Genomic DNA, 15856 nt, shown 5'->3' on the forward strand with positions numbered 1-15856 from the left:
TTTCTTGTCAGCGGCATAGCCGGCTGGCGGCAGCACCAGCAGGGACAGCAGCAGACAACAGATCTTTTTCCTGTGCGTGGCTATTCTCACAGTCCTTACCCTCTTGTTATTTTGCTTTCGTATACCCTGTTGGTCGGCGCAACGTCATGTTCGGTTCAAACAAACCTTCCTCCGGGGGCCGGTTGCTGTCACTCACGCCTGAGACCTGACACACAACAGGTATTATGCGTAGTGGTTGGAATGCCCGCTTTAAGCCAGCAATTGGGCCGTGGTCCCTGCACGGTATTCGGCTTCACATAGGTCCACGCCTTACACTGCGCATCGGCCTGACACGCTTTCTGGCACAGGGCAGGATCATCGCTAGCCGGGGAAAAGTGGCGGAAATCACCACCGCCGGGGCGATCCGTATTTTGCTCCATCCCATTGTCGTCAGCCGCATTGGGGGTATCGGATCGGGTTTCTACAGGAATCACCAGTCCGGTCTTTTTCCCCGCCACGATTTCAACGCCCGTTACCCGTCGTTCTTGTATTTCCTCCCCACCGACCTGCACCACAACGTCCACCTTGCCTGCCGCCAGATCGATGTCCAACGGGGTATCCCAGCCAAACACAGAACTTTCGTAAACTCCCTTATGGGTGGCTGAGTCTTCCACGTGGATATTGGCGTGGACCGGTTTCCCATTCACCGTTACCGTCAGGTGCAATACCCCCTTGCCAAAAATCAGTGTCTTGTTGATGACTTCGCCGGCCTCGATATTCAGTGATATTTTCTGTTCACTGGCGCCACTCACCCCGGCAGGTGACACGAACACGGCGTATTGACCGGCTGGTAGACGAACAGGCATGCCTGATGGTATCGGCAACACCGGTTGCTGAATAACCTTTCCGGTCTTTGTATCTTCAACGCGGTAACTCAGGTCATTCACCTTTCCGTTAACCTTCACGGTCAATTTCAATATCCCCTTGGGCTGCACGGCCGTGCGGGCGGATTTAAGCAAATCCTCGGCGCTGTTGGCCTGGAAATACTCGCCGCCACCGGCATTTGCCATACACTGGAGTTGTACGCTCTCTTTCTCGCTCAAACCAAAACCGACCGTATGCAGGATAAACTTCACACCGTGTTCTTTTGCCGCTTTCACCGTTTGGCAGGGATCCGCATTGCAACTTTCGATGCCATCGCTCACCAGGATGATCGTTGCAGGCTGTTTTGTTCTTTGCAACATGTTGAATGCCTGGTTCACCGAACGGGTGAGTGGTGTCTTGCCCTTTGCATTGAGTCCCTTGACGGCCTTCAGAACAGCCTGTTTGTCATTGGCGCCCAACTCCACCAGGGTTTCCACATCATTACAGTCACCCTTGCGCCGGTGCCCATAGGCAATCAAGCCGATACGGTTATTATCCGGTAACTCAGGGACCAGTTTTGCCATGACGTCTTTGGCGATAGTAATTTTAGGCTTGCCGTTGACCTGACCCCACATGCTGCCGGAGGCGTCAAGGATAAACAGGGTATCGGGGGCTCCCGGGCCAGGATAAAACTCGACCTCCTTCCTGAAAACATTTGCCGCGCCAAGCCGGACGTTACGAAACCAGACAGCGGCCAATTGAGGATTCTTGCTCGCGACCTGAATATCAAATGTGCCCGGGTTCAGGTTGATCTCACGCGCGCCCTGGCTTGTTTCAACAGGCTTGTCAAAAAGAATCTCGCCATCACTGCTGTTAAAAACCTGAATGTGGCCATCCACAGGCTTGCCATGTTCTGACAGTTTCAGTTCGATATGCGCCATTCGATTCATCTGGTCCATGCTGATCCAGCCGGCATCCGGGTCTTTTGTAAGCGATTTGCACTGACCATGTTGTAGCGCTTCCTGCCAGGGATTACCCGAGTCTGAACCGGTAGCAAGTCGAATATGCTGTGAACTTTCCTCTGCTTTTGTGAAATCACTGACCTTTTTCAACAGGCTTGCATCCAGCAGGCAATCCATTCGAATACCCGGGCCTCCCGTACTACGGGTTTGACATCGACCCTGCGCATCGACGCCCTTGATTTCGAGAGTCGATAACAGTTTGGCCTTCATCGCCTCGCGCGCTTCTGGCGACATGGCAGCTATTTTCTTTTCAGCCTCGGCCATGGACTTCCTCATCTTCCGCTGCCGTTCCGGTGGCATCTTTTTAAGTTCCACCTCGGATGGGAACCCCATCATCATCGTCATAGCGGCTGGCTTCTGGCACTGAAACGGCGTACACGAGGCCAGTTTATCGGCATAGATGGTGCCGCAGGTATCCTGCACCTGCATCTCGTCCAGCAATTTCCCGGCCCATGCGGTCGGTGTGGCCAGCAGTGCGATCAGCATCATGGAAGTCACCGCAAAGGAATGAACCAGGGACAGTAATAATTCAGTCATTTCTCATCCTGTTTTTTTCCGGCCAGCGGAATTCGAGTTTTCTTTGTGTGACTCCGCCCGCTGTGATTGTGACGCCTTTCAGGGTCCGCTCCAGCTCCCGATGATCACCTTGTATGACAGGCCAGACTGTAATGTCATAAACACCTGGCTCAATATCGATGGCCTGAATACGCGCATCATCATCTATTTTTCCGGTGGAATCTCTGGTGCCTCTGGTTTCAAAATATATATCTCTGGCAATATCGCCATCGCTTCGCCCCGGACTGGAAATCGACGCCCTCAGGAAAACGTTCGGGTCAAGACAATTCCCACGACTACGGCCCCCTGACCCGCTACCACCGCCCATGAGCGCTCCCAAACGATTAAGATTGAAAGGGTTGTGATATGCCGCGCACGCGGCAATATCGTATGGCTGGCCGGTCCAGCGCGCCTTGATATTCAACTGCCCGGGTTGACGAATCTCGACTGTTTTTTCAGCAGTCTCTCCTTCGCGAATGGCTATTCCTTTAATCACAATCTCTTTGCCACCGACAGCACGCTCGTGAACCTTTAAATCATAGACTCCCACACGGAACTTTGCCGGCTGCCGATCATTGGCAATTTCCAACGGCGCGACGGGTTCTCCGGTTTCGGAAGAAAACATTTGTTCATCGGAAGGGAAACCCCTGGCGCCCGAAGTACGGCCAAACTCGAAACGAATCGGCTTACCCGCCATCAATAAATTCAGCTTAAAATACCCTACGTGCAATTTATCAAAGCGGGTGCCATTGCCTGGAATCGCATAACCCGGTGTCGTATCAAGGCGCGTGTAATTGTTCGCCTCATTGGATTCAGCAATGTGTTTGAGCGGATCAGTGGTTATTTTCATTCCATATATAACACCTTCCTGGCGCGGAAAAGAACCGGAACCAAACAGGTTCACACGAAAGCTGTCACCGGGCTGTAAGGCGGGGATATCAAAGGGCAAGGTATTCCATTTCTCGATAAATCCGGGTAAATGCAAACCAGTGGCACAGGAAACGGCCGGCTTACCCGAACGGATCATCGAGCAGACAACATATAACTGGCTGGGCTCCGCCACAGCATCACCGATATTACGAACCTCCATGTATCCTTGCCTGGCATCAACCACCACGGGGAACAAATCCGGCATCCGCTCTTGCGCAGTTGCCGTTAAAGCCATCATAAGCAGGCAGGCAAACAGCCACCAAAATCCTTTCAGACGTTGCATACGTCGCTCCTCACGAGCCAGTCGTTACTTCCCGATAACCCCTTTCATCAGTCCGCCCATGCCACCCATTTGCTGGGGCCTGGATGGAAGTTTAAACGTCGCAGCGGGCACATCACGGGTATTCATTGACTGCAAGCGAACGCGATCATCCAGGCGCAGCAGAGCCATGCTTTTCAGGGAGGCGTCTTGCTGAACCCGGCTGGAAGGGCCGAATGACATCATCCCGGTTGCCGCTTTGGTGATTTCCACCACGCCCAACACTGCATCCTGCAAATCCTTGTTCTTCCCAAGCACCACCTCATGCCGCTTTCCGTTATCGACAAAGCGGTATACCTTGCCGCGAATGCCGGCAATGGTTTCGGTCCTTCCGGTATCTTCAAATGTGATCGGGGTCTGCGCCTGCTTACCGCCCTTCTTTCCCATTCCCATGGAAGCCATCATTTCCGCAAGCTGCGACATATCCTGAACCACTTTCCCGGAAATGCTGTAAACCTTGTCGCCCAGTTTCAGCATACTCATTGTCCGGTTGCCCGCACCGCCCATATCGAGCCGAACGTGCTGTTTGTCGGCATAGCGGATGGTTTGCGTGCCGCTACCATCCCGTGAGGTCATTTTGTAAACCACGGTTACATCGGCGGATGCCGGCTGCATGCCGAACAAGCTCATACCCGCCAGCAGTGCGATCGGTCCAGTCTGTTTATTCAACTTCATTGTCCTTCCTCCGGTAACTTTTTGTGAATGGTATAAACTTGTCCTGGCTGCAATAGCGTTCCTGGAATGATCAATCGGCCTTGGCCCTGTCGATCTTCCTTAAGATCCAGGCCTTTTTTGTTCCAGTTAACGGGATGGCAGTGATCGTACTTGTTCTGCATCACACCCCAACCTGTCCTGGGTCGCTGCAAAATGCCCGGCTATCAGGCGCGACGCGTAAGTGCTTCCACCCCCGGTGGTTTCCGGGAAGGACACTGTAATTTGAAAGTATGAACCATTCCAGCCCTGATACTTGCCCCAATTGTTCAAACCGCAGGCATAAGCACCCAGAGCCTCCGGAATGTGCATATGGCCATGCCTGAGACCTAATCCTTTCGATCGTCGAATGTCGCGATCCCAGAGTGCATGCAACACGCGATAGAAACTAATATCCTGGGTAACCTGACCGCCCGCTGGAATGGACGGTACAGGCACGCTAATGGTAATTGTGCCACCGGGTGCATTGCTGCCGGCTGTCAACCCTGTACGGATTAGTGACTTGTCGGATTCTGGAGCAACTGCAGGGCGGGTGCTTTCGAGTTTTATCTGCACAGTGGTTGCTTCTGACGCGATATTTCCCGCATTCCTGAACGTAACACGCGCGGTCACAGTCTCGTCAATCCCCGAGTCCAGTTTGCCATTAAGACGCGCCCTGACATTACGATCGAGAGGAACCTTTTTCATGATGAGGCGAATATTTGAAATGTCCACGCCCAAATTCACCCTGTCCAGGGGAGAGCCTCTAACACCTACGATCGCGCGTGCCCGATTGTCACGATTATTCGCATCACTGAATTCCTGGAATGGTCTGGTTGGCATAACCAGATAGTAAGACGCCTCATAGCGGGGGCCGTCGTAAGCTGTATCCAGCACAAGACTTTCCAACGGTGTTGTACTCAAGCGGATATGCTTTGTTTCACCGGGGGACACGGAAACAGCCCTGGACGGAACCGCACCTGCCGCCATAACACGAACCGTTGCTGATTCTCCACCTGAATTCTCCAGGCTAAGTTGCGCCGTTAATGAACTGCGAAAGGGTATGAATTTATCAGCGGCTGCTCTGCCATTCTCAATATAGATTCGCCTACCATCACTTGCATTAACCAGGTAATCAACCGTAAGTTTTATCTGTGCAGGCAAAAGCGATGTACCCGCCGGGCCAATAACCGGTGCATGGGCAATACTTGCACCGGCACCGGGTACCGGTGCAAAACCGCCGAGGCCTGGTCGTGGCGCATCACCATCACGTAATACGTGCCGTGGCCCGCCCTTCGCACCCATCGGCAGAAGGGGTTTTCCAGCCATACCGGTAACCGGCTTATTCAGCCCCGGTGCTTTTATCCCGGGTACAGCCTGCAGTGCGAAGCCACCCTGACGCCGGGGCGGCTGGGTGCCTACGACACCAACAGGTGCAGATGTTTCGGGACGCCTGGCCACTGTTGACGTTACCGGTTGTGTTTTCTTTATGGCCACCGGTGCCGGCAACGGGCGCGTGGGCAACGATGGCAAAACCGGTTTCAAGCCGACACGAGCGCCGGACTGGACGGCCTTTCGGCCAGCAACACCTGCTGCGACGGCCGGCGATTTCTTCCCGATGCCGGCATTGCACTGTTTTAACTGTTGAGCAGAAAGTTTTTGGCCCGCGTGGCCATACGAGCGGAGCGGGCCAACCTGCCGTGCAAGGGCCTGACAGGCACTGACGGCGGGGGTTGGCCAGGGGCCACTGATCGTGCAGGCCTTGCCCTGACATTGCCAGGCCAGTCCTCCAGTCTGAACCTTACCCTGTTTCTTTGCTGGTGCGCGTGTCTCGGCCCGATAGTGGTACTGCCGTGCGCTGTCCGGAGCCGGTTTCATCATGGGTTGTTTTAATCCCCCCGGGGAAAGCATCAGGTTGTTGCCGGCGATAGCAGGTGTCATGCCGCTGATCGACAACGACAGCGCAACCGCAAGAAATCCACTACGCGTGATATTTTTCATTTTTTCTCCCTGGCTTTGGCAATCCCGACACGGGTTCTGCTGAATGAGTCGCCGGCTGTCGCCGGATGGTTCAAACTTCCTGTCGGTTCATCGCAGTCGCCGAACATGCAAGCTGACCTCATGGCGCGGGTTGCAGCCTCTTCACTGTCTCCGACCCGCCTCGCACCTCTGTCACGCGGTTCCCCTGGATGCCCTGAACGACCTGCCACGGACTGTTGCGCCCATTCGCATAGTGCAGACGAATCTCTACGCGGCGACCCGGCAGCACAACACAGCCGCGGGTGGTTGCCGTCAGCCTCATACTGGAATCAACCCGGACCTCAGGCGGCACGGGACCTCCCGCGCGCGCGACATCGCTACGTAACTCTGCTGTAACAGGTGAAGTAAACGGTCCCCCGTCAATACGAATATGCGCATCGTAATAGGCGCAATTGTCGGCACCGGCAGGCGGATTGACCAGCACCACGCTGCCGATACGCGTGACAAGATCTTTCGCCGGTGAGTCGCGCAGCGCATCGTTCAACAAGCGACTGGCGCTGTTGTTACGCTGATTCAGTTCATCAGCTGGGGTTTCGATGCGCGCGCTCAGTCTGATCCGCTCCGCTTGCGCGTTGACGCGGTAACTCCCGGGTTCACCGTGACAGTAGTCGCCGGGCAGGTTCGCATCAAACACTTCAGCGGGCGCCAGCACCGGCACGGTTTTGCGCGCGCCGTGTGGCCAGCGACAGGCGCCGTCATCGGTCGGTGAGGACTCCAGCACGATACGACTCTGCGGGCTGGGCGCATTGCCTTCATTTCTGATCCGCACAGTGACCCAGGGTTTGCCGTTATAGCGCTGCGCCATGACGATCTGTACGTCAAGATCGGGGTGCCCGCTATTGGCACTCGCACTCTGCGGGAAGTGCAAAACAGCAGGCGTCGTATAACCCGGTAACTTGTGGCCGTTGCCATCGTAAAACACCGTGCTGATAGTCATATTTTGCGTACTGTCGGTACTGGCACGCGGCTGCACCGGCACCTGGCAAACAAACGTCAGCTGCTGGTTTAGTCCCGGCGGTGCACTGCTCAAGCCGTCACCCCCATTGGGATAGCAGTCCATTGGCACGGTGGTTCCGCCGTTTTTCCACTGAATCCCCATACGCCCCGCCCGGCTGCCCGCCAGGGAATAGCGCACCGTGACATACTCGTTACCGCGCGCTGGCCGGCTACTCACCGCGATCACCTGTGACGGGATTTCTCCGGGCACCGCTTGCGCCCCGGTATGACGCGGATAGGGAACCTGTTTGGTCAAGGTATCATTATCACGACCGGACTCCGCGTAGCGGCCACCTGTGTTGAGGGTTGCTTTTACCGTCAGATAGGGCTGATCACGTATCAGGCCAGCGTACAAATCGAGCGGCGCCAGGAACTGGCCGCGGCTGTCGCCTTCGGCAACCCGCACGGTGCCACTGCCGATTGACATTATGCCTGCAGGTTCTCTTTCCTCATCGCCCCCCGAACCCCCTGTAAAATCTTCGGAACGACCAGACGCAGGCCGCCGTGGATTCCTGCCAGACAGCCGGGACAGGCCGGCCCGGGCCTCCCGGACGCGTGCTGCGGAGGCCATATGCACGTCACCCAGCCCGACCGCCCAGTCAAATTCACCCGCAGGTAACGGCCGATGATTGGCCTCGCGCCACTTCACCAGTACCGCGCGGCGCGATGCATCCAGGGAAATGTCCTCGATCATCAGATCAGGCTGAAGCGTATCCGTAGCCACGGCGGAAATACCACGCCCGTTGAGTGTCGCCGGCGCAGACGGTGCATCTCCCCCGAGCAGATGTCGTGGCCCGGCTGTCACAGCGGGCGGTAATATGGATTTGCCAACCGGGCCGGTAACGGGTCTGTTGAGTCCGAATCGTTTTGACCCTGGCAACGATGGCGGCACAAAGCCACCGTGCGCGGGTTTTACACGATCACCATGGAACCCGCTGGCCGACGGATTATTAATGGGTGATTTCTTAACCTTCCCCGGGAACCAGGCTCCTGGATTGCGCAGCGCGGGCGACTTCGAACCGGTTGGCCGGGTGGCAGGGGCCACGGGCACAATCGGTTTCCGGATGACGGGTTGTTGAAGCGTGCGAGGTACGGTAACACTGGCAGAACCCGTTGGCGCCGCAACGACCGGTACTTCCCGCGCCGGACGGATCGGTGCTGTTATGGCGTTCTGTGCAGGTTTCACAGACAGCTTACGAACTGGTACGGGAAGTTTGGTCTTGTCGTGGTTCTGCTCCAGCACGTTTGGCGTCACCTTCTTTGGTGTCACCTTCACTGCGGGCTGTTTCAATACACCGGGGGAGACAAGCGGGTTGTCACCGGCGGCTGCGGATGTCAAACCGCCGCTCAGTAGTAACCCGATAGCGATCCACGCTGGAATGTGGCGCATCCATCTCATTTTTATCCCCCCCGTGTTACTGACCGCGAGATTGCAGTTGCAGATCGTCCGCGTCCCCGGCTTAACGTCGCACATGCGTGCGTTGGTAGCCGTCGATGGCACGCTGAATTTCCGCGCGGCTGAGTACTGCCTTGTTATTTCGGGTGTTGCACTCATCGTTGCCCGGATTGTTATCACTGGCGATATCCGGATCGAAACTGAGCACCGCCTGAATATCCGGTATAAACTCCCCACCCGCTATGTTACGGAAAATCGCACCGGTAGGCACGCTTCCGCCCCTGGGGACATTCCCGAAACGGAGTGCACTGGCATTCAGACCGGCGCCGGAAAAACGCACGCTCTGCTGACTCGGACCGGAACGGTAATCCGCCGAACCGATATTCCGGACCACGCCGGCCAGACGAATGATGTAGTTGCCGTTGTAAAACTGCACATTGTTGACATGCAAACCCTGGATAACCAGATCCGGGCAGGTGCGGGGGCGCAGTAGCGGCGCCCGCACCCCGACGCCACGCTGAATCAGCTGATTTTTGTTGATCGCAGGTTTAACGACACCCGGCTTGATCACCGGCGGCTGATAAGCCCCGGCCAGGCCATCGCCAGCATGGGCAGACATTGCCAACCCGCTTGTCAGCGCAGCAAGCGCCAGGGCGGGCAGAACCCGGGACAGGGAAAAATGCGGCCGGGAAGACTGTGACTGTTTCATGCGGTATAACTCCTCTGGTATTGATTCATTGTGTGCACGACCTTGTCGCGCGTTCAGTGATTGAGTCGTAATCAAGTGCCCGGTGGTTCAAAAAAATGCGGCAACCTCTCACAGCCTCGACCCGGACCGGAGAGATTGCCGCGATACGTTCAGATAGTGTGTTGACTCAGGCCTTCACGGGTTTTCTTGCCAGCCATACACCACCAATTAACAGCCAGAGCAACAGGGTCGGATCATAAGCGGCGCTGGCGTTCACCGTGCAGCCGCCGCCGGAAGAACCTGAGCTGGCAGCCGGCGCAGTTGGTACGCTGCCCTCACTGGTCAGAATCGTTCCGTCCCAACCCACGGCAACCAGCCGGGTACTGGTACCTGCAACTGCCGTTAATGTATTCGTCGTGCCGGATGTCTGGCTGGTCCATGTCACGCCATCCGGGCTGGTGAGCACGCCACCCTGGGCGCTGACAACGATAAACTGCGTACCATCCCAGGAAAGACCTTTCAAAGTATCGTTTGTACCTGACGTCCGGCTGGTCCAGTTGCTGCCATCGGGGCTACTCAGGATTAGCCCCTGAGTCCCTACAGACAGGAATTGAGCGCCGTTCCAGAGCACATCAATAAGTGAGTTGACGCCAAGTGCAGGTACCGAAGGTGCCACCCAGCTGGCACCGCCATCACTGCTGGTGATCAGGGTACCGTTGTCACCGACAGCGACAGTGACCGAGCCGTTGCCGGCCACAGCCTCAAGCGCATTAGTGGTACCCGATGTGCGCGCTGTCCAACTGGTCGCATCCGGACTGGTGAAAATAACGCCACCCAGTCCGACAACCGTAAACTGCGCACCATCCCAGCCAATATCAAATAGATTGATACCCGTGCCCACAGTGTGTTGCGTCCAGGCAATACCGTCCGGGCTGGTATAAGCTGAACCGCCGCTGTCAATACCAACAAACCTTGAACTGCCATCCCATACAACAGCGGTATCTGGCGCAGCCATAGCACTGTGCGATAACCAGTTTATGCCGTCGCTGCTGGTAAACGTTCGCGTTCCACTACTATCAAACATACTGCCGACCACCAGGAACTGGCTTCCATTCCAGACAACGTCCTCAATGCGCTCCTGGGTCAAACCACCTGTCAGGCTACTTGTTGGCTGTTGCTGCGTCCAGCTACTACCATCAGAACCGGTTAAAAGACGACCACCAACCCCCGCGGCAAGAAATGCACTACTGAGGTCGCCATTATTGTTCGTGACGGCGTGCAGATCCAGATTTGTGCCGGCAGGCTGAACCGTCCAGCTAACACCACCGTCAGAACTGCTCAGCGTTACAAAACGACCTACAGCAACCAGTTTCGTACCCTGTTGGGCGATGCCCGTGAGCGCGGCTGTTGTGCCGGATGCTTGCTGCACCCAGTTAGCACCGGTTGCGCTTGTCTCGATAATACCGGAGGCTCCGACAGCAACAAACTGGGCATTGGCACTGTCCCAGGTTACGGCATTAAAACCATTCGGCGCTGTAGTAGGATTTCCGGCAACAAAATTTTCAAAGGTCCAGCTAACACCATCTGTGCTTGCGAGAATTTTTCCGCTATCACTGACTGCTACAAACAGACCAGATGATGAACTCCATGTAACGCCCATGAGATTACCGGCACCTGGTGGCGCAGTCTGCACTATCCATGGGCCGTTACCAACGTTGGTACTGCCAATACTGGTCAAAATGGTGCCATTATCCCCGACGGCGACAAACAGGGGAGCAGAAGCATTCTGATTGAAAGTCACGCTACGAAGCGTTTCTGTAGTAACTGAACTTTCCTCATGCCAGGTAGTAATACCTGATCCACTAAGGAGGATGGTGCCTTGCTCTCCCACCGCATAGATAGCGTCAACCGTGATATTGTCAGCTGTTACCCCATAGAGGTTAGCCGTAACACCCGATGAGCGTGCTGTCCAGGTCACGCCATCCAGGCTGGCTACAATACTCCCCAAATCGCCCACAGCAACAGTCACACCCTGGCCGCCGCTGTCAGCCACCGCGTTATATGGATTACCCTGTGGTACTGGATTGGCCCACTGCCAGTCGATACCGACCTGCGCCGCCTGTAGTGTCGAGGTCAGTAGTAGCGTGACGGTCAGCATTGCCCACCAGCCAATAGACTGTTCGACGTTACCGTGTGTTTTTATCATTGTCATTTCTCCTGTGTTAAGGCGTGTTCATGCCAGCGGTAGGTCGCACCAGACCGGGACAAGGTTCACTCCTTTTCCGGGCCGGCATTTTCCACGTCACACACGGCCATAAGCATATTATCGGATGTATCCCGGATTGGCCCCATCCTACAAAAGTAGGAGTCCCCCTCCCGTTGTAGCGGGACAATATTGCCCGGAAGATATGCAATACTGGTATTTTGGATGCTCAACCGGGCATAACGCCTGAATCGTTGCATCACTGTCGGAGGCAGGGGGAACCATGAACAGCACGGCCATCGAACACGACCTGATCAACGACCCGGCGGTACGTCGCCAGGCACTGAGTTTTCTTTTCGACCAGTTGCCGGGCATCACCACGATCCAGTTCAGTTTCCCCGTCGCTGTGGTCGCCCTGTACTGGACCTATATCGACAAAAGGCTGCTGGTTGGCTGGATGGCCGGTCTGTTCACCTTGTATGTGCTGCGCATTGTGCTGGCCCGTGCGTTTAACCGGCGTACAGACCAGCGCGACCTGGATATCGACCGCTGGGGTACCTGTTTCACCCTGACATCGCTGGCGGTCGGCGGCTTGTGGGGCGCAGCAGGCGCGCTGTTTTATGTACCGGAACAGACCACGCTGCAAACCCTGCTATATGTCATCATCATTGGCACGGCTGCCGGGCAGATCATTGTCACCGCCAACTGGTTACCGGCTTTTTATGCTTTCAACGGCATGGCGCTGGGGATTTTGTCTGTCCACCTGCTTCTGCGTGGCGACGGCGCGGAGCATGTGCTGGCCGTGCTGTTGATCCTGTTCCTGCTGATGATGATCCGGGTCGCGCGTCAGGCGCGACGGGTTATCTATGAAGGTATCCAGCTGCGCTTTGAAAACCTCAACCTGATCCAGCAACTCAAGCAGAAAAAACAGCTGGCGGAACAGGCGAACATGGCCAAAACCCGTTTCCTGGCCTCGGCCAACCATGACCTGCGCCAACCGGTGCACGCCATCAAACTGCTCGCCTATGCGCTCAGGTCGGAGCTTTCAAGCCCGCGCAGCAAAACCCTGTTCCGGGATTTCGATGCCAGCGTTCAAGGCCTGTCCGACCTGCTCGAATCCCTCCTCGACCTGTCGAAACTGGATGCGGGCGTGATATCACCCAATATCAGCAACTTCGAACTGGGTACAGTCTTTACCCGGTTGCTGGGTGAGTTTCTGCCACTGGCGAGAGAGAAACAACTGAAGTATTCCGTCCGTCCCACACCGGTCATGCTCACCAGCGACCCCACACTACTGACCAACCTGCTGCGTAACCTGCTCGCCAACGCCTTCCGTTACATTTCGCACGGCGGCGTACTGATGGCGGCAAGAATTCGCGGCCAACATTGCATGATCGAAGTCTGGGATACCGGGCCGGGTATCCGTGAGGAAGAACGCGCACGTATCTTTGAGCCGTTTTATCAAATCGACAATCCCGAGCGCGACAAAACGCGTGGCCTGGGCCTGGGCCTGGCCATCTGCCGTCAACTGGCGGGCATTCTGAATGTAGAACTTCAGCTTTGTTCCCGTCCTGGTACAGGGTCGGTATTTCGTATTGTGTTACCCCGGGCGGTTGGCGCTTCCCGCACCGACCCGCAGACATCTTTCAGCACAGGCAAATTACCGGGTGGCGTCCTCGATGGCCTGCATATCCTGGTCGTTGATGACGAGGCACAGGTACGAACCGCAATGCGGGCCGCGCTGGAATCGCAGGGTATGCGTTGTGACAGTGCCGAGGGACCGGAACAGGCGTTACGCCTGATTCAACAACAGGGTGTGCCGGATCACATCCTCTGTGACCACAGACTGCGCGGTGGACTGACCAGCATCGACCTGATCCGGCAACTGGAACAACACCTGGACGTCCTCCCGCCCATGACCATCATCACCGGCGACACTGCACCGGATCGCCTGCGGGAAGCCGGATCAAACGGCTACCCTGTTCTCCACAAACCCGTCGATATGGATGAACTGCGGCGCGTTTTAACCCGCATGTCTCCCCGGGTTTCGTAGTGAGGCGGGGCCATGCCGCAGCCGGACGTCGGGCGACATGCGGCTTAATCCAGTAGTCCCAGTTGACGCGCCGTGCGCACACACATGGTGCGGTTACGCGCGCCCAGTGCCCTGAACAGGGCGCTGATGTGCGTTTTAACGGTCGTTTCCGAAATACCCAGACTGTTGCCGATGACCTTGTTGTCCAGCCCTGCCTGCAGTAGACGCAGAACATCGTATTGTCGCGGAGTCAGGCCCTGTCGGTTCGAGCATGGAGACTGCTCGACATCAAGTTGCCGGCGTACCTCATCAGGAAGCCAGCACTCCCCTGCGACCAGCGCATCCACCGCACGACGCAGCTCACCGGGGGGCTGCGTCTTGGGGATATACCCCGCTGCCTTCAATTGCAGTGCGAGGCGAATCGTTGCAAGTTTCTCATCAGCCGAAATCATCGCGACAGGAATATCGGGGTAGCGTCGCTTGAGCGTTGACAATACCATCATGCCGTCTGCATCAGGCAGGCTACGGTCCAGCAGGATAAGCGCCACATCGGTGTCGCGGCGCAGCCGCTCCATGGTTTCATGGAAGTTCCCCGCCAGAACCACCCGGTAGCTGGCGGACAACAGGCTGCGAATACCTTCCGCCATTGCAGGGTGATCGTCTACCAGCAGAATCGTACATGCCAGCCTGGCCTGCGAGCCATGTTTGCCTCGTGCACCCGCACTGTTGTCACCCTGACCCTGGACAGTCACGGCGCCAGCGCATACAGGATAACGGCAAAAAGATAAATTGTGCCCCCCCTGGGCATTAACCGCCCGGCCGATCCGTGTCGATCAGCCCTACATTATCTATGTATACTATCTACCGTATAATATCAACACATCCGATGACGCAGCGCACTGCAACTCACCGACGCTGACAACCGATGTAAACAACGGTATCTCTCCCCTGGTCGCTTGCCTGAACGCAATTTTCACGTATGCGTTTATATCATCTCTTCCAGACGCCCCTGGATAAAGTCGATGAACAATCGTACCTTGGCGTGTTGATGACACCGGTGCTGATAAACTGCATAGATGCCGGCGCTGCCGCAATCATAGCCGGGTAACAGCTGTACCAGGCGACCCGCCTTGATATCGTCACACACCAGGAAATTCGAAAGTGCCGCGATCCCGGCACCGTCCAGGATAAGTGAGCGCACGGCTATTGCGCTGTTGGTTTTAAACCGCCCACTCACGTGGATCGTCTCCTTGCGATTATTTCGTGTAAAAGTCCATTGATGCGGCGTGGGTAACAGCGTGAATATTATGCACTCGTGGTTTTCAAGCCGTGCCGGTGACCCGGGTCTTCCCTGACGTTCGATATAACCCGGGGACGCGCACAACAGGCGTGGCGACTCACAAACATGACGGGCAACCAGATTGGTATCATTTAACCAGCCGATACGAATGCTCACATCGATACTGTCGCGGACCATATCCGTAACCCGGTCATCCAGTAGCAGTTCTATATTCAGTAGCGGGTAGTGCTGCATGAATCTGCTTGCCAGGGTGGCCAGTTGGCTCCCGAAGCTCGTGGGACCGGCCACCTTCAGGGTGCCTGCCGGTTCGTCGCGCAGCTGGCTGACACGGCGGGTTGCTGCTTCCGCCTCGGCAACAATGCGGGCGCAGCTCTGATAGTAGGTTTCACCCGCTTCTGTCAGGCTGACACTGCGGGTAGTCCGGTTCAGCAGGCGGACGCCAACACTTTTCTCAAGCAGGGTGATGTGACGACTGACAGCCGACCTGGCGATGCCAAGTTTACGGGCGGCCACGGAAAAGCTTCTTGCCTCGGCAACGTGAGTGAAGATGACCATGCGTTTGAGACTGTCCATAAGGCGCCGCCAATTGGTTACAAGACTGATAACAAAGATGTATCAATATTGAGTATTGTTATCACAGGAAGACATTTCTACAATTTCCCGCGTTCTGGTGCAAGTGCATTACGACGCTTTCACCCCTGATCATGCGTCTGAGCGGGAGACTCCGAAATGACAAAAGCAAGCAAAGCGATGCGGTTTTTCTTTTTCAATGCGGCCACCATCGTCCTGATCGGTATCTGGTTGACCGGTTTCGACAAGGTGCACTGGTTTTTGTACGCCGT

10 protein-coding genes are annotated in these 15856 nt (G+C 56.1%); 1 reads left to right on the top strand and 9 read right to left on the bottom strand.

What is annotated here, in order from left to right; all coding sequences use genetic code 11:
- Nucleotides 1-188: 188 nt before the first annotated feature.
- The 7 genes from ACW81B_RS11465 to ACW81B_RS11495 form a co-directional block, all read right to left on the bottom strand.
- Nucleotides 189-2402, bottom strand: a complete 2214-nt coding sequence (locus ACW81B_RS11465) for a VWA domain-containing protein (RefSeq protein ID WP_491580360.1) — start codon at nucleotides 2400-2402, stop codon at nucleotides 189-191.
- Nucleotides 2395-3633, bottom strand: a complete 1239-nt coding sequence (locus ACW81B_RS11470) for a hypothetical protein (protein WP_491580361.1) — start codon at nucleotides 3631-3633, stop codon at nucleotides 2395-2397. Before ACW81B_RS11470 ends, ACW81B_RS11465 begins: the two co-directional genes overlap by 8 nt.
- Nucleotides 3634-3657: 24 nt before the next feature.
- Nucleotides 3658-4344 (bottom strand): hypothetical protein, encoded by a 687-nt coding sequence (locus ACW81B_RS11475; RefSeq protein WP_491580362.1) that lies wholly within the window; start codon nucleotides 4342-4344, stop codon nucleotides 3658-3660.
- Between the two features lie 126 nt (nucleotides 4345-4470).
- On the bottom strand, nucleotides 4471-6360 hold the full coding sequence (locus tag ACW81B_RS11480) for a DUF8200 family protein (RefSeq protein WP_491580363.1): 1890 nt from the start codon (nucleotides 6358-6360) through the stop codon (nucleotides 4471-4473).
- 118 nt (nucleotides 6361-6478) lie between these two features.
- Entirely contained in the window at nucleotides 6479-8785 is a 2307-nt protein-coding gene (locus ACW81B_RS11485; RefSeq protein WP_491580364.1) for a hypothetical protein, read from the bottom strand.
- A gap of 70 nt (nucleotides 8786-8855) precedes the next feature.
- Nucleotides 8856-9500, bottom strand: coding sequence for a hypothetical protein (locus tag ACW81B_RS11490; RefSeq protein ID WP_491580365.1), 645 nt, complete (start codon nucleotides 9498-9500; stop codon nucleotides 8856-8858).
- Between the two features lie 166 nt (nucleotides 9501-9666).
- A complete protein-coding gene (locus tag ACW81B_RS11495; protein ID WP_491580366.1) occupies nucleotides 9667-11685 on the bottom strand; it encodes a WD40/YVTN/BNR-like repeat-containing protein in 2019 nt (672 codons plus the stop codon).
- 280 nt (nucleotides 11686-11965) lie between these two features.
- On the opposite strand from ACW81B_RS11495, the gene ACW81B_RS11500 reads away from it, so the two are divergent.
- Nucleotides 11966-13735, top strand: coding sequence for an ATP-binding response regulator (locus tag ACW81B_RS11500; protein ID WP_491580367.1), 1770 nt, complete (start codon nucleotides 11966-11968; stop codon nucleotides 13733-13735).
- A 44-nt stretch (nucleotides 13736-13779) separates the two neighbouring features.
- On the opposite strand, the gene ACW81B_RS11505 is transcribed toward ACW81B_RS11500, so the two are convergent.
- Nucleotides 13780-14466 (bottom strand): response regulator, encoded by a 687-nt coding sequence (locus ACW81B_RS11505; RefSeq protein WP_491580368.1) that lies wholly within the window; start codon nucleotides 14464-14466, stop codon nucleotides 13780-13782.
- Between the two features lie 233 nt (nucleotides 14467-14699).
- Nucleotides 14700-15587 carry a LysR family transcriptional regulator gene (locus tag ACW81B_RS11510; protein ID WP_491580369.1) on the bottom strand — a complete coding sequence of 296 codons (888 nt, stop codon included), beginning with the start codon at nucleotides 15585-15587 and terminating at the stop codon, nucleotides 14700-14702.
- Nucleotides 15588-15856 lie beyond the last annotated feature (269 nt).

This window comes from Thiogranum sp. (assembly GCF_058323355.1).